Genomic DNA, 14,745 nt, shown 5'->3' with positions numbered 1-14,745 from the left:
CTTGATACAGAGCTCTTTCTTCATCCGTTAAAGCTCCTTTCGACCCCGCTCCGGCGGGGTTTTTTTATGGTGCGCAGGCCGAGATCGGCGATACTCGCCCCATCCGCAGTCTGGAGATCGGGGAACCGCATGCCGCTACACGTCCTGGACAACCTGTCCGCCATCGCGCCTCAAGAGTGGGACGCACTGGTGCCCGCCAACCAACCGTTCCTGCGCCACGCCTTCCTGGGCGCGTTGGAAGACAGCGCCAGCCTGGGCGCGCAATCCGGCTGGCGGCCGGAACATCTGCTGCATATCGAAGAGGGTCGTCTGCTGGCCGCCTTGCCCAGTTATCGCAAGTGGCATTCCTACGGCGAATATGTGTTCGATCATGGCTGGGCCGACGCCTGTGCCCGTGCCGGGATCGACTATTACCCCAAGCTGCTGACGGCGGTGCCGTTCAGCCCGGTCAGCGGTCCGCGACTGCTGGCGGCTCGGGTCGAGGACGGCCTGGAGTTGCTGGCCAGCCTGCCGGGCTACCTGGAAATCGAAGGGCTATCCAGCGCCCATATCAACTTTACCGACGCCTTCACCGACTCGGCGCTGGCCGGGCAGGAGGGCTGGCTGCAGCGAATCGGCTGCCAGTACCACTGGCAGAATCGCGGTTATCGGGATTTCCAGGATTTCCTCGACGTGCTCAGTTCCCGCAAGCGCAAGCAGATGCGCAAGGAACGCGAGCAGGTGGCAGGGCAGGGCATCGAGTTCGAATGGCTCGAGGGGCATCAACTGGATGAGGCGTCGTGGGATTTTGTCTATGCCTGTTACGCCAATACCTATGCGATACGCCGGCAGGCGCCGTACCTGACCCGGGCATTTTTCAGCCTGTTGGCCGAACGCATGCCCGAGGCCATTCGCGTGGTCCTGGCCAGGCAAGGCACCCGGCCGGTGGCGATGGCATTCAGCCTGGTGGGGGGCGACAGCTTCTACGGGCGCTATTGGGGCTGCCTGGCGGAGTTCGACCGCCTGCATTTCGAAACCTGTTTCTACCAGGGCATGGACTACGCCATTGCCCACGGTTTGCAGCGTTTCGATGCGGGTGCCCAGGGCGAGCATAAGCTGATTCGCGGTTTCGAGCCGGTGATCACCCGCTCCTGGCATTACCTGCGCCACCCCGGGTTGAAAGCGGCAGTGGCGGATTTCCTCGCCCGCGAGCATGAAGGCGTGTTGGCCTATGCCGAAGAGGCCAGGATGGCACTGCCGTATCGGCAGTGCTGATATCGGCTGACCGACACCGGCCCCTGTGGCGAGGGGATTTATTCCCGCTGGGTTGCGCAGCAACCCAAAAACCTGAGACTGCGCTCTGTCAGGCCAGCCGGGTTCAGCCTGCCAGGAGCCCGATGGGGATAAATCCCCTCGCCACAGTGAGCAAGCCGTCAGCTCCTTGTTCATGGGGCCAAGCCACACCTCTCAGCTCAGTCGATCCCCACGAACCCTCCGGTCTGATGCTGCCATAACCGCGCATACAACCCGCCGTGGGCCAGCAGTTCGGCATGGCTGCCGGTTTCGGCGATGCGGCCGTTTTCCAGTACCACCAGGCGGTCCATGCGAGCGATGGTCGAGAGGCGGTGGGCAATGGCGATCACGGTCTTGCCCTGCATCAGCGTCTCCAGGCTTTCCTGGATGGCGGCCTCCACTTCGGAGTCCAGGGCTGAGGTCGCTTCGTCCATGATCAGGATCGGCGCATCCTTGAGCAGCACCCGGGCAATGGCGATGCGCTGGCGCTGGCCGCCAGACAGTTTCACGCCGCGCTCGCCCACATGGGCATCGAAACCGGTACGGCCCTGGGCATCGGATAACAACGGGATGAACTCATCGGCCCGGGCCTTGTGTACGGCTTCCCATAGCTGCGCATCGGTGGCGTCGGGCTTGCCGTAGAGCAGGTTGTCGCGAATCGAGCGGTGCAGCAGCGAGGTGTCCTGGGTGATCATGCCAATCCGTTCGCGCAGGCTTTCCTGGCTCACTTCGGCGATGTCCTGGCCGTCGATGAGAATGCGTCCGCCCTGTACGTCATACAGGCGCAGCAACAGGTTGACCAGGGTGGATTTCCCCGCGCCGGACGGGCCGATCAGGCCGATCTTTTCCCCTGGCCTGATGGTCAGGTTCAGGTCGCTGATCACGCCGCTCTTCTTGCCATAGTGGAAATCCACATGCTCGAAGCGCACTTCACCACGGGCCACCTCCAGGGGCTTGGCGTGGTCGCGGTCGGTGACGGTAACTGGTTGGGCGATGGTCTGCAGGCCGTCCTGGACCATGCCGATGTTCTCGAAGATGCCATTGACCACCCACATGATCCAGCCGGACATGTTGACGATACGAATCACCAGCCCCGTCGCCAGGGCAATGGCGCCGACGCTGATCAGCGATTGGGTCCATAGCCACAGCGCCAAGGCGGTGGTGCCGACGATCAGCATCCCGTTCATGCTGGTGATCACCACGTCCATGCTGGTCACCACGCGACCGGCCAGCTGGGCCTTTTCGGTCTGCTCCTCGATGGCCTCGCGTGCGTACTGCTGTTCGAAATGGGTATGGGCGAACAGCTTCAGGGTGGTGATGTTGGTGTAGCCGTCGACGATCCGGCCCATGAGCTTGGAGCGGGCATCGGAGGACACCACGGAGCGTTCCTTGACCCGTGGCACGAAGTAGTAGAGCGCGCCGATGTAGGCGCTGATCCACAGCAGCAGCGGGATCATCAGGCGCCAGTCGGCTTCGGCGAACAGCACCAGCGAACTGATGGCGTAGATCAGCACGTGCCACAGCGCGTCCACGGCCTGTACCGCCGAATCGCGCAGGGAGTTGCCGGTCTGCATGATGCGCTGGGCGATGCGTCCGGCGAAGTCGTTCTGGAAGAAATTCAGGCTCTGCTTGAGCACATAGCTGTGATTCTGCCAGCGGATCAGGCTGGTCATGCCGGGGCTCAGGGTCTGGTGCACCAGCAGGTCATGCAGGGCCACGAAAATGGGCCGCAGGATCAACGCCACCACTGCCATCCACGCCAGCTCCAGGCCGTGGATCTTGAAGAAGTCGACGTTGGGCGTGCCCTGGGCCAGGTCGATGATGCGGCTCAGGTAGCTGAACAGCGCCACTTCGATCAGGGCGCCGATCAAGCCCACCACCAGCAGCACGGCGAAGCTTGGCCAGACCTGCTTCAGGTAGTAGGTGTAGAAGGGCAGGACGCGGTCAGGTGGAGCGGCGCTCGGCGCGTCGCGGAAGATGTCGATCAGTTTTTCGAAACGGCGGTAAACCATGGATAAACAGCCCGGGCGAGGGCTCTCCTTTCTGCTGTGAGCGGCGCTCGATCAGCCGCCGCTCAGGCTTGCCCTGTGCCTTTATTGGTCGACGCGCTTGGCCGACTTGATGATCACAGGATCGATCGGCACGTTTTGCATGCCTTGTTTGGTAGCGGCGGGGGAGTTGACGATGATGTCCACCACGTCCATGCCCTTGACCACTTTGCCGAAGACCGCGTAGCCGGCGTCGCGGCCTGGGTCGAGGAACGCATTGTCGGCGACGTTGATGAAAAATTGGCTGGTGGCCGAATTCGGGTTGGACGTGCGGGCCATGGCCAGGGTGCCGCGTACGTTATGCAGGCCGTTGCTGGCTTCGTTCTTGATCGGGTCCTTGGTGTCCTTCTGTCGCATCTGCGGGGTGAAGCCACCGCCCTGGGCCATGAAGCCCGGGATCACCCGGTGGAAGATCGTGCCGTTGTAGAAGCCGCTGTCCACGTACTCGAGAAAGTTCTGCGTACTGACGGGAGCCTTGACCGGGTCCAGTTCGATTTCGATCTGGCCGTTGGTGGTCTCCAGCACTACGTGGGGCGCCTTGGCCGGCTGCGCGGCCATCAGGTTGGCGGCAAACAGGACGGAGCCGACGGCGAGGGCGATGTTTTTCAGCATGGGTTCAATGATCCTGAGGGGTGGAGTCGACTGCGATCAGGAAGTCGAGCAGGGTTTGGTTGAAGTGTTCGGGTTGATCCAGCGGGGTAGCGTGCCGTGAATCGGCGATGACTACCAGCCGCGCATCGGGCAGCAGCTTTACATAGGCTTCTTTGACTGCCACCGGGGTGTAGTCGTGATCGGCGCAGATGACCAGGGTTGGACAGGCGATCCGGGAAAGTCGTTCCTGGACCCCCCAGCCCACGACGGCGTCGAAGCTGGCGAGATAAGCATGTTTGTCATTGGTTGCCCAGCGCCGGGCCATTTCCAGTCGCAGGGCGCTCTGGTGGGGCTTGGGGAAAAGCTTGGCACCGAGGGCCTTGCCGATGGTTTCCAGGCTGAGGATGCGCATCAGGCTCCAGCGCTTGAACCATTGCCAGCAATCGTCCGCGGTACGGATCTTGACCTGGGGAGCGCTGTTGACGATGCACAGGCTCCTGACCAGGCGGGGTTCGTCCACGGCCAGTTGAAAGCCGATCATGCCTCCCATGGACCAACCCACCAAGTGCACCGGGCCCAGGGCCAGGTGCTCGATCAGGGCCACCAGGTCGGCGCTGAAGGCTTCGATGCTGTAGCGCCCGCGGGGTTTGTCGGAACGGCCGTGGCCGCGCACGTCCACGACGATCAGGCGGTAATGGGCGGATAACACCGGGATCTGCTTTTCCCAGTCCTGAGTGCTGGAGCCCAGCCCGTGGACCAGGACCAACGGGGCGCCGTGGCCATATTCCTCGTAATGCAGGTTGCAATCTTCATGAACGAAATAGGCCATCGGCGAAATCCTTGTCAGGCTTGTTCAGGGGCGGCAAAGGGCGCATCCAGCGGCGCGGTGTCGAAGGTGCGCAGCAGTTCGATGAGAATCTGCGTGGCCGGCCCCAAGGGTTTTTCCTTGTTCGAATACAGATAGAAGCTCGGGTTGCGACTGCCGCCCTGGTCCAAGGGTAGCCGCTTAAGCGTGCCTTCTCTCAATTCCCGTTCGATCATGTGCCGGGGCAGCCAGGCGAAGCCCAGGCCGCTGCTGACGAAGGTGGCGGCGGTGGCGAGGCTGCCGACGGTCCAGCGCTGCTCGGCGCCGAGCCAGCCCACGTCACGGGGCTGCTGGCGACCGGAGTCGCGGATCACCACCTGCAGCTGGCTTTCCAGGTCCTGGAAACTGAGTTCGCGATTGAGCCGATGCAGGGCGTGTTCGGGATGGGCCACCGCGACGAATTCCACGTCGCTCAATTCCGCCCCCAGGTAACCGGGAATGCTGAAACCGCTGATGGCCAGGTCGGCCACGCCTTCGAGCAATACTTCTTCGACGCCGGACAGCACCTCCTCGCGCAGGCGCACCCGGCAACCGCGGCTCTGGGGCATGAATGCCGTCAGCGCCCGTACGAGACGGGCGGTGGGGTAGGCGGCGTCGACCACCAGGCGCACTTCCGCTTCCCAGCCTTGTTCCATGTGATGGGCCAGGTCCTCCAGTTGGCTGGCCTGTTTAACCAGTTGCCGGGAACGACGCAACAGCACGCCCCCGGCTTCGGTCAGCACGGCCTTGCGTCCATCGATGCGCAGCAGCGGCACGCCGAGCTGGTCCTGCATGCGGGCCACGGTGTAGCTCACCGATGACTGGGAGCGGTGCAACACTTCGGCGGCCTGGGCGAAGCCGCCGTGGTCCACTACCGCCTGCAACGTTCGCCATTGATCAAGGGTCACACGGGGCGCTTTCATATTGAGCTCCTCTTGTCCTAAGCTGGCGGTCCCCGGGTGGAGACTGCCGAATGAAAAAAACCTGTTGTGCGTTGCTGGCCCTGCTGCCGCTGACTGCCTTTGCCTACCCCATCGACGTGGAAAAACACCTCGAAGGCGTCAGCATCGACTACACCCCCTACGACACCGACGCCGATATCGGCTCCATCCAGGTCAACAACTATGGCAACACCGACGCGGCCTGTACCGTGCTGTTCCGCAATGGTCCCGAGGCACCTCGCACTCGCAAGATCGAAGTCGCCGCGGGCAAGTTCAAGAACGTGACCGCCAAGTTCAATCGCGACATCATCAAGCTGCGGATCGTGCTGACCTGCAAGCCGAAATGATCGGGTGCAAGGCGGCGCTGCAACGCGTGCCTTGCTTATAAACGAAATTATCGATGGTTTGCAGCAGTTATTTGCGCTTTTTCATCGATATGGTCACGTTTAACCTTCACTCCATCGACTGACAACATTTTCCGATGGAGGCTACATCCCATGTCCCGCGTTCTGATCATCGAAAGCAGTGCCCGCCAGCAAGACTCGGTTTCCCGTCAACTGACCCAGACCTTCATCAAGCAGTGGCAAGCCGCCCACCCCGGCGATGAAATCAGCGTGCGGGACCTGGCCGTCAACCCGGTGCCTCATCTGGACGCCAACCTGCTGGGCGGTTGGATGAAGCCTGCCGAGCAACGCAACGAAGTGGAAACTGCTTCGCTGGAGCGCTCCAACCAGCTCACCGATCAATTGCTCGCCGCCGACGTGCTGGTCATGGCCGCGCCGATGTACAACTTCGCTATCCCCAGTACCTTGAAAGCCTGGCTCGACCATGTGCTGCGCGCCGGTGTGACCTTCAAATACACCCCCACCGGCCCGCAGGGCCTGCTGGTAGGCAAGCGTGCCTTCGTACTGACCGCCCGTGGCGGGATCCACGCCGGCGGCAGTTCGGACCATCAGGAACCCTACCTGCGCCAGGTCATGGGCTTCATCGGCATCCATGATGTGACCTTCATCCACGCCGAGGGCATGAACCTGGGCGGCGACTTCCAGGAGAAGGGCTTGAACCAGGCCAATGCCAGACTGGCCGAGGTCGCCTGATCCGTTAATCCTCGGATAATCGCCAGGTGGTCTAGTGACCTGGCGCTTCCCTTCAAACCGTTTTGCGCATCGAACCTCCCTTTGCACTTATTGCTCCTGAGTGCCGTAGCCCGATCGAACGCTTTAGCGACATCGGGCTTTTTTTTGCCTGTTCACCTGAGGTTTGAGTTCTGCAGCGATTGCGACACCGGCCGAGGAAGGGAAACGGGGCGCTCGGTCAAGTCGACACCGGCCCTTCATGATCGAGCCCAGGGAGATAAGAATTGTTTCCCGCCGGTCATCAACCTATGCTTGGGCGCGCGCAGTAGGGAGGCTGTCATAGATGTTCAAACTCAAACGAAAGACATGGGCTTTACTTCTGGCTTATGTCCTAGGTGCCAGTGGGTACATCTACTATCTCTATGTCCAGACCCAGGGCGTACTCACCGAGAACATCAATAACAAGCTGTTGCATGCCGCGTTGGGCGCTTCGGCGATCCTGGGCGACCGCTACCATGACAATCTGGTCGACAAGCAGTCCAAGACCCCGGAACAGGACTGGGACGCCATCCAGCGGCTTTCCAGCTTCAACGAGTCCATGGGCACCGCCTTCGTCTATAGCGTGATCAAGCGTGACGCCAAGGCCATCCTGATCAGCTCCAGCGCATCGGAAAAGGAAATCCGAGAGAAGAATTTCGTGCGGTTCTTCGATCCTTACCCGGATGCCAGCCAGGCGCTGCTCGACAGCTTCGAGCGTACGCAGCCCACCTGGATCGATTACTCGGATCACTGGGGGGACTTTCGCGCTGTCTTCGTCCCCATGAAATCAAGGGATGGAACGGTTTATGTGGCCGGGGCCGAGATTACCCTGGAGGATTACTACCAGCAGCTCAACCACGATTCGCTGTATCACATCGTCGTGGCCATCCTGGTCTTTCTCGCGCTCATTCTTCTGCGCATGCGCGGCCACCTCCAGGAACTGCACATGAACGAACGGCTGTTGAACCAGGCCAAACAGGCCGCCGAAGAGGCCGATCGTTCGAAAACCCGGTTCCTGGCGACCATGAGCCATGAAATCCGCACGCCGATGTACAGCGTCATCGGCGCGACCGAATTACTGGCTCGATCCGACCTGGATCCGGAGCAAAGCCGCCTGTTGAAAACGATTCATGCCAGCGGGCGAACCCTGCTCTCCCTGATCGATAACGTGCTCGACCTGGCGAAGATCGAAGCCGGCAAGCTGGAGCTCAAGCCTTCTATTTTCGAACTCAGGGCGCTGGTTTCGTCCTGTATCGACATCACCCGCCAGAACATCCAGGACAAGCCAGTGGTACTCGAGGCCCAGGTTTCGCCGGATGTGCCATCGTTGATCAAGACCGATAGCGATTGTCTTCGCCAGATACTGATCAACCTGCTGGGAAATGCGGTCAAGTTCACCGACAGCGGCAAGATCTCCCTCAAGGTCACGACCAGTGGTCATGGCCCCCAGGCCTGGCTGGATTTTTCCATTCGTGATACCGGCATCGGCATTCCCGAGGAGCTGCAGCACAACCTCTTCCAGCCGTTCTCCCAGCTCGCAAGGGCGAGCAACCAGCGCTTCGCCGGGAGTGGCCTGGGGCTTTCCATCTGCAAGAACCTGGTGGAGGCGCAGCGCGGAACGTTGTCGTTCACCAGTCAGCCCGGGGTGGGGTCGACGTTCAGCTTCTCGCTCCCGATGGAAATCTTTCCAGTTTCGCAAATCCCCCTCGAGGAGGAGGCGCAGGCGGGTTACGACTCATCCTTTGCCAGCCAGTACCCGCTCGATATTCTTCTGGTGGAGAATCATCCCGTGAGCCAGAAAGTCGCCATGGCGATGCTGCAGGAGCTGGGATATTCGCCGGACCTGGCATCAACCGGCCAGGAGGCGATCAACCGGTGCATGGCGGCGATCCCGGGGATCATTTTCATGGATATCAACATGCCGGTCATGGACGGTCTGGAGGCCATCCGCAGGATTCGCGAACTTCCATGTGGCGATACCTGTTATGTCGTTGCATTTACCGCAAGCGCGTTTTCCAGCGAGATCGAGCGTTTCAGAGCCGCTGGCGCCGATGACGTTCTGACCAAGCCGGCGAACTTCCAAGCGCTGACCCGAGTGCTGCAGCGCGCGACCAATGCCCATTGGCAACGCGGTGCCAGCCACTCGGCCGCAGCTCCCATCCCCGGTCCGTAATCCGCCCAGGCTCGCCCCCCTGCGTCAAAACGGCTATCTTCGCCGCCATTCGAAACGAGGGGCGTATGGGCTATCTACTTTTTGTAACCTTGATCCAGGCATTTTCCTTCAGCCTGATTGGCGAATACCTGGCCGGGCATGTCGACAGCTACTTTGCCGTGCTGGTAAGGGTCCTGCTGGCCGGGCTGGTGTTCATTCCACTGACGCGCTGGCGCCAGGTGGAACCGTCGTTCATGCGCGGCATGCTGCTGATCGGCGCCTTGCAGTTCGGCGTGACCTACGTCTGCCTGTACCTGAGCTTCCGGGTATTGACGGTGCCCGAGGTGTTGCTGTTTACCATCCTCACGCCATTGCACGTGACTCTGATCGAAGACGCACTGAACCGCCGATTCAATCCCTGGGCATTGATCGCGGCGCTGGTGGCCGTGGCGGGAGCCGCAGTGATTCGCTATGACCGGGTCAGCCCGGATTTCTTCATGGGCTTCCTGCTGCTGCAACTGGCCAACTTCACCTACGCGGCCGGGCAGGTCCTGTACCGGCACCTGGTGGCGCGTTACCCGAGCGATCTGCCGCACTATCGGCGTTTCGGCTACTTCTACCTCGGTGCGCTGGCGGTGGTGCTGCCGGCGTTCCTGCTGTTCGGCAAGGCGGATTTCTGGCCTGAAGCTGCGTTGCAATGGGGCGTGCTGGTTTTCCTTGGCCTGGTCTCCACGGCGCTGGGACTTTACTGGTGGAACAAAGGCGCCTGCCTGGTACAGGGCGGGACGCTGGCGGTGATGAACAACCTGCATGTGCCGGTGGGGTTGTTGTTGAACCTGCTGATCTGGAATCAGCACGAGGAGCTGGGGCGGCTGTTCCTGGGCGGGGGCGTGATCCTGGCGGCGGTCTGGATGAGCCGCTTGAGCTTGCGCAGACCGCTGGTTGCCAGGTGAATCATCGGCGATCTCAGCAAGCGCCCGGAGCGCCCTGCTTGATCGCCAATTGCTCCACCATAAATTCGATGAACGCCCGGGTTTTCTGCGGTAGCCGCCGTGCCGACGAGTACACGGCATTGATGCTGATCGCCGGCGCCTTCCAGTCGCACAGGACCGGCACCAGGCGTCCGGCAGCCAGGGCATCTTCAACGATGAAGTCCGGCAGCAGCGCGATGCCCATGCCGGCCTCGGCGGCCTGTGCCAGCAAGTCGCCGTTGTTGACATGCAGGGGGCCGGTGACATTGACCCGTTGCGTCTCCTTGCCGTTGCACAGTTGCAGGCTCGCGCCACTTTGCAGGTAGCCGTAGTTGAGGCATTGATGGGCGCGCAGGTCCTGAGGGTTCTGCGGCACGCCCGCCCGCTCGAGATAGGCGGGGGCGGCCACCAGGATTCGCGGGGCCGGTGCCAGTTGCCGGGCGATCATGGTCGAGTCGGGCATGCTGGCGATGCGGATGGTCACGTCGAAACCGCCGCGCACCGGATCCACCTGCTGGTCGCTGAGCACCACCTGCAGCTCGATGTTCGGATGCCGTTCATGAAACAGCGGGATCAACTTGCCCAGCCGGCGCAGGCCGAACGACATCGGCGCGTTGACCCGCAACACCCCGCGCAGTTCGCCAATCCCGTCCCGTGCCCGTTGCTCGGCTTCATCCAGGGCCGCCAACACTTCCCGCGCCGCTTCGAAATACTCGGCCCCCGCTTCGGTGAGATGCAGGCTGCGCGTGGTGCGTTGCAGCAGCTGCACGCCAATCGCTTCTTCCAGCGCCTGGATTTGCTTGCTGACCTTTGACCTCGGTACGTCCATGGCGCGGGCGGCGGCTGCAAAGCCGTTTTCTCCGACCGTGACGACGAAGGCACGCATGCAGTCGATGCGATCCATTATTGTCCCTATTTTAGAATCAATGATTCTCTATTTTAGGTAATTGTCCCTTTTATTGGTAGCCCCTAAAGTACACCCATGCCGACGACAACACCGACGAAGGCAAGCGCTACTGACCCAAACCATTGAAATATCGACATTTAAAAGGAACACACCATGTCTATCCGCGAACTGCTGAACCCAACCAACTCCGCCCTGATCCTGATCGACCACCAGCCGCAAATGGCCTTCGGCGTGCAATCGATCGACCGCCAGACCCTGAAGAACAACACTGTGGGCCTGGCCAAGGCGGCGAAGATCTTCAACGTGCCGACCATCTACACATCGGTCGAAACCGAAAGCTTCAGCGGTTACATCTGGCCTGAGCTGTTGGCGGTCCACCCGGACCAGAAGCCTATCGAGCGCACCTCGATGAACTCCTGGGAAGACAAGGCCCTGGTGGATGCGGTGAAAGCCACCGGCCGCAAGAAACTGATCATCGCGGCGCTGTGGACCGAGGTTTGCCTGACCTTCCCGGCACTGGAAGCACTGGCTGAAGGCTACGAGGTGTACATCGTCACCGACGCCTCCGGCGGTACCAGCAAGGAAGCCCACGACATGTCGGTACAGCGGATGATCCAGGCAGGTGCGGTGCCGGTGACCTGGCAGCAAGTGCTGCTGGAATACCAACGCGACTGGGCACACAAGGACACGTACGAGGCGGTGATGGAACTGGTGCTGGAACACAGCGGCGCTTATGGCATGGGCGTGGACTACGCCTACACCATGGTGCACAAGGCACCGCAGCGCCAGGTCAAGTAACCCGGCGGGACATCACCCTGGTGGGAGTCGAGCTTGCTCGCTCCCGCCGGGGTTTTTCCTTTTTCAGCGTTATGGCGCTGTGGAAAGGGGCAGGTCTTTATCTGGCGCTACGCCAGGTCTTTTTCCTGTTCGGGCAGATGACTGGCCCCCAGCACTGCCGGCAGCAAGCCGGAACGCAGGTCCATGCCGCTGGGTTGCTGGTACAGGTTCAAGCCGAACTCCGGCATCACCGCCAGCAGATAATCGAAGATGTCCCCCTGGATCCGCTCGTAATCGGCCCACACGGTGGTGCCGGTGAAGCAGTAGATTTCCAGGGGGATGCCATGGGCCGTGGTCTGCAGTTGCCGGACCATGCAGGTCATGTTCGGCTGGATCTCGGGATGGCTCTTGAGATAGGCCAACGCATAGGCCCGGAACGTGCCCAGGTTGGTCATCCGCCGCCGGTTGGCCGACATTGCCGCCACATTGCCCTGGGCTTCGTTCCAGGCCTTGAGCTCGGCCTGTTTGCGGGTGATGTAGTCGGTCAGCAGGCGTACCTGGGTCAAGTGCCGTTCTTCATCGTCGTTGATGAAGCGCACGCCACTGGCGTCGATGAACAGGCTGCGCTTGATCCGCCGCCCGCCGGACTGCTGCATGCCGCGCCAGTTCTTGAACGATTCGGACATCAGGCGCCAGGTGGGGATCGAGACGATGGTCTTGTCGAAGTTCTGCACCTTGACCGTATGCAGCGTGATGTCCACCACATCGCCGTCGGCGCCGACCTGGGGCATCTCGATCCAGTCGCCGACCCGCAGCATATCGTTGCTGGTCAACTGCACGCTGGCGACGAAGGACAACAGTGTGTCCTTGTAGACCAACAGGATCACCGCCGACATCGCACCCAGGCCGGACAGCAGCAACAGCGGCGAACGGTCGATCAGGGTGGCGACGATGATGATCGCGCCGAACACATACAGCACCATTTTCGTCAGTTGCACATACCCCTTGATCGAGCGGGTACGCGCATGTTCGGTGCGGGCGTAGACGTCCAGCAGGGCGCTGAGCAGGGCGCTGATGGCCAGGAGCATGAACAGGATCGTGAAGGAGAGGGCGACATTGCCGAGGAACACCAGGCTGGTCTTGCTCAGCCCGGGCACCAGGTGCAGGCCGAACTGGATGATCAACGACGGCGTCGTCTGTGCCAGTCGATGGAAGACTTTGTTCTGGCGCAGGTCGTTGACCCAGTTCAGGGCCGGCTGGCGCCCGAGCAGCTTGGCACCATGCAGGATCACGTAGCGCGCCACGCGCCCCAGTACCAGGGCGATGACCAGCAGCAGCGCCAGGGCCAGGCCGCAATGCAGGAGCGGATGCTGGTCGAGGGCACCCCAGAGGTCTTGAAGATTGAGCCAGAGCTGTTTGATATCCATGGACGAAACGGTTCTTCTGTGAGCGCGACGAAGGCGAATTAGAGCATTTAAGCCCGGTGAAGTGACCGTTGATGACGGTTTCGTTGATAAAAACACACTGTTTTGTCGCGCTTTGCACAAAGAAACTCGGCCTGCGCGCTCGAAACCGTTACCCTATGCAGCTGTTTTTTTGCATTTCTTCGAGGTAGCACCCGTGTTTTCCCAATTCGCCCTGCACGAACGCCTGCTCAAAGCCGTGGCCGAGCTTAAATTTGTCGAGCCGACGCCGGTGCAGGCCGCGGCTATTCCGCTCGCGCTCCAGGGGCGTGACCTGCGGGTGACGGCGCAAACCGGCAGCGGCAAGACCGCCGCGTTCGTGCTGCCGATCCTCAACCGCCTGATCGGCCCGGCCAAGGTTCGAGTGAGCATCAAGACCCTGATCCTGCTGCCGACCCGCGAACTGGCCCAGCAGACCTTGAAGGAAGTGGAGCGCTTCTCGCAATTCACCTTCATCAAGTCCGGCCTGATCACCGGCGGCGAAGACTTCAAGGTCCAGGCCGCCATGCTGCGCAAGGTACCGGACATCCTGATCGGCACGCCGGGGCGGATGATCGAGCACCTGAACGCCGGCAACCTCGACCTCAAGGAAGTCGAAGTGTTGGTGCTGGATGAAGCCGACCGCATGCTGGACATGGGGTTTGCCGAAGACGTGCAGCGCCTGGTGGACGAGTGCAGCCAGCGTCAACAGACCATGCTGTTCTCCGCCACCACCGGCGGCTCGGGCCTGCGGGAAATGGTGGCCAAGGTGCTGAACAATCCCGAGCACCTGCAGCTCAACGCGGTCAGCCAGCTGAACTCCACCACCCGCCAGCAAATCATCACCGCCGACCACAACCAGCACAAAGAGCAGATCGTGAACTGGTTGCTGGCCAACGAAACCTACGAAAAAGCCATCGTGTTCACCAATACCCGGGCCATGGCCGACCGCATCTACGGTCGCCTGGTCGCCCAGGAATACAAGGCGTTCGTCCTGCACGGCGAGAAGGACCAGAAAGACCGCAAGCTGGCCATCGACCGCCTCAAGCAGGGCGGGGTGAAAATCCTCGTGGCCACTGACGTCGCCGCCCGTGGCCTGGATGTCGAAGGCCTGGACATGGTCATCAACTTCGACATGCCTCGCAGTGGCGACGAATACGTGCACCGCATCGGCCGTACCGGCCGCGCCGGCAATGATGGCCTGGCGATCTCGCTGATCTGCCATGGCGACTGGAACCTGATGTCGAGCATCGAGCGCTACCTCAAGCAGAGCTTCGAGCGCCGCACCATCAAGGAAGTCAAAGGCACCTACAGCGGACCGAAAAAGGTCAAGGCTTCGGGCAAGGCCGTTGGCGCGAAGAAGAAAAAAGTCGATGCCAAGGGCGACAAGAAGAAATCCGCCGCCAAGGCCCCGACCAAGCGCAAGACCGCCAACCGCCCGAAGACCGAGGCCCCGGCCCTGGTCAGCAAGGACGGCATGGCCCCGCTCAAACGCCGCAAGCCCCAGGCGCCGGCGGCTGAATGAGTGGTCAGTAGCGCTGCATAAAAAAACCGGACCTTGAGTCCGGTTTTTTATGCATGAACTTCAGAAGTTCGACCAGAACTGTAGCGAAGGGATTTAGCGAAACGTCGCACCGCCCCGCTGGGCTGCATGACAGCCCCACTACTGTTCTGCCTGACACATC

13 protein-coding genes are annotated in these 14,745 nt (G+C 61.3%); 7 read left to right on the top strand and 6 right to left on the bottom strand.

What is annotated here, in order from left to right:
• Positions 1 to 129 precede the first annotated feature (129 nt).
• A complete protein-coding gene (locus tag BW992_RS26360; protein WP_072398736.1) occupies positions 130 to 1,254 on the top strand; it encodes a GNAT family N-acetyltransferase in 1,125 nt (374 codons plus the stop codon).
• Positions 1,255 to 1,451: 197 nt separating this feature from the next.
• On the opposite strand, the gene BW992_RS26355 is transcribed toward BW992_RS26360, so the two are convergent.
• From BW992_RS26355 to BW992_RS26340, 4 genes are all read right to left on the bottom strand, one after another.
• On the bottom strand, positions 1,452 to 3,284 hold the full coding sequence (locus tag BW992_RS26355; protein ID WP_072432386.1) for an ABC transporter ATP-binding protein: 1,833 nt from the start codon (positions 3,282 to 3,284) through the stop codon (positions 1,452 to 1,454).
• Positions 3,285 to 3,365: 81 nt separating this feature from the next.
• Complete coding sequence (locus BW992_RS26350; protein ID WP_072398738.1) at positions 3,366 to 3,932, bottom strand: peptidylprolyl isomerase; 567 nt, start codon at positions 3,930 to 3,932, stop codon at positions 3,366 to 3,368.
• A 4-nt stretch (positions 3,933 to 3,936) separates the two neighbouring features.
• Positions 3,937 to 4,740: an alpha/beta fold hydrolase gene (locus BW992_RS26345; RefSeq protein ID WP_072398739.1), complete on the bottom strand. Its 804-nt coding sequence runs from the start codon at positions 4,738 to 4,740 to the stop codon at positions 3,937 to 3,939.
• 14 nt (positions 4,741 to 4,754) lie between these two features.
• Positions 4,755 to 5,678, bottom strand: coding sequence for a LysR family transcriptional regulator (locus BW992_RS26340; protein WP_072398740.1), 924 nt, complete (start codon positions 5,676 to 5,678; stop codon positions 4,755 to 4,757).
• Positions 5,679 to 5,728: 50 nt separating this feature from the next.
• Between BW992_RS26340 and BW992_RS26335 the strand changes: the two genes are divergently transcribed.
• The 4 genes from BW992_RS26335 to BW992_RS26320 all read left to right on the top strand — a co-directional run bounded on the left by BW992_RS26335 (position 5,729) and on the right by BW992_RS26320 (position 9,916).
• Positions 5,729 to 6,043, top strand: a complete 315-nt coding sequence (locus BW992_RS26335; protein ID WP_072398741.1) for a 3-phosphoglycerate kinase — start codon at positions 5,729 to 5,731, stop codon at positions 6,041 to 6,043.
• Between the two features lie 150 nt (positions 6,044 to 6,193).
• The gene (locus tag BW992_RS26330; RefSeq protein ID WP_072432384.1) at positions 6,194 to 6,793 is read left to right on the top strand and encodes an FMN-dependent NADH-azoreductase; all 600 of its coding nucleotides are present in this window, start codon (positions 6,194 to 6,196) and stop codon (positions 6,791 to 6,793) included.
• Positions 6,794 to 7,115: 322 nt separating this feature from the next.
• Positions 7,116 to 8,984, top strand: coding sequence for an ATP-binding protein (locus tag BW992_RS26325; RefSeq protein WP_072398743.1), 1,869 nt, complete (start codon positions 7,116 to 7,118; stop codon positions 8,982 to 8,984).
• 65 nt (positions 8,985 to 9,049) lie between these two features.
• The gene (locus BW992_RS26320; RefSeq protein WP_072459275.1) at positions 9,050 to 9,916 is read left to right on the top strand and encodes a carboxylate/amino acid/amine transporter; all 867 of its coding nucleotides are present in this window, start codon (positions 9,050 to 9,052) and stop codon (positions 9,914 to 9,916) included.
• A gap of 13 nt (positions 9,917 to 9,929) precedes the next feature.
• Here the strand turns inward: BW992_RS26320 and BW992_RS26315 are convergent, their stop codons facing one another.
• On the bottom strand, positions 9,930 to 10,838 hold the full coding sequence (locus tag BW992_RS26315) for a LysR family transcriptional regulator (protein WP_072432382.1): 909 nt from the start codon (positions 10,836 to 10,838) through the stop codon (positions 9,930 to 9,932).
• A 156-nt stretch (positions 10,839 to 10,994) separates the two neighbouring features.
• On the opposite strand from BW992_RS26315, the gene BW992_RS26310 reads away from it, so the two are divergent.
• Entirely contained in the window at positions 10,995 to 11,639 is a 645-nt protein-coding gene (locus BW992_RS26310) for a hydrolase (protein ID WP_008018228.1), read from the top strand.
• Positions 11,640 to 11,746: 107 nt separating this feature from the next.
• Here BW992_RS26310 and BW992_RS26305 read toward each other — a convergent pair whose 3' ends face one another.
• Positions 11,747 to 13,045 (bottom strand): mechanosensitive ion channel family protein, encoded by a 1,299-nt coding sequence (locus BW992_RS26305; protein ID WP_072398746.1) that lies wholly within the window; start codon positions 13,043 to 13,045, stop codon positions 11,747 to 11,749.
• 193 nt (positions 13,046 to 13,238) lie between these two features.
• Between BW992_RS26305 and BW992_RS26300 the strand changes: the two genes are divergently transcribed.
• The gene (locus BW992_RS26300) at positions 13,239 to 14,585 is read left to right on the top strand and encodes a DEAD/DEAH box helicase (protein ID WP_072398747.1); all 1,347 of its coding nucleotides are present in this window, start codon (positions 13,239 to 13,241) and stop codon (positions 14,583 to 14,585) included.
• Positions 14,586 to 14,745: the final 160 nt, after the last annotated feature.

It is taken from the genome of Pseudomonas sp. 7SR1 (assembly GCF_900156465.1).
Taxonomy (GTDB): Bacteria; Pseudomonadota; Gammaproteobacteria; order Pseudomonadales; family Pseudomonadaceae; genus Aquipseudomonas.
This window is presented reverse-complemented; position numbering and strand designations above follow the sequence as displayed.

What these genes read in the sequence shown, in the direction of transcription:
- BW992_RS26315 (WP_072432382.1), bottom strand. Translation starts at nt 10,838, where the DNA reads ATGGATCGCATCGACTGCATGCGTGCCTTCGTCGTCACGGTCGGAGAA.
- BW992_RS26355 (WP_072432386.1), bottom strand. Translation starts at nt 3,284, where the DNA reads ATGGTTTACCGCCGTTTCGAAAAACTGATCGACATCTTCCGCGACGCG.
- BW992_RS26330 (WP_072432384.1), top strand. Translation starts at nt 6,194, where the DNA reads ATGTCCCGCGTTCTGATCATCGAAAGCAGTGCCCGCCAGCAAGACTCG.
- BW992_RS26305 (WP_072398746.1), bottom strand. Translation starts at nt 13,045, where the DNA reads ATGGATATCAAACAGCTCTGGCTCAATCTTCAAGACCTCTGGGGTGCC.
- BW992_RS26335 (WP_072398741.1), top strand. Translation starts at nt 5,729, where the DNA reads ATGAAAAAAACCTGTTGTGCGTTGCTGGCCCTGCTGCCGCTGACTGCC.
- BW992_RS26360 (WP_072398736.1), top strand. Translation starts at nt 130, where the DNA reads ATGCCGCTACACGTCCTGGACAACCTGTCCGCCATCGCGCCTCAAGAG.
- BW992_RS26340 (WP_072398740.1), bottom strand. Translation starts at nt 5,678, where the DNA reads ATGAAAGCGCCCCGTGTGACCCTTGATCAATGGCGAACGTTGCAGGCG.
- BW992_RS26345 (WP_072398739.1), bottom strand. Translation starts at nt 4,740, where the DNA reads ATGGCCTATTTCGTTCATGAAGATTGCAACCTGCATTACGAGGAATAT.
- BW992_RS26320 (WP_072459275.1), top strand. Translation starts at nt 9,050, where the DNA reads ATGGGCTATCTACTTTTTGTAACCTTGATCCAGGCATTTTCCTTCAGC.
- BW992_RS26350 (WP_072398738.1), bottom strand. Translation starts at nt 3,932, where the DNA reads ATGCTGAAAAACATCGCCCTCGCCGTCGGCTCCGTCCTGTTTGCCGCC.
- BW992_RS26310 (WP_008018228.1), top strand. Translation starts at nt 10,995, where the DNA reads ATGTCTATCCGCGAACTGCTGAACCCAACCAACTCCGCCCTGATCCTG.
- BW992_RS26325 (WP_072398743.1), top strand. Translation starts at nt 7,116, where the DNA reads ATGTTCAAACTCAAACGAAAGACATGGGCTTTACTTCTGGCTTATGTC.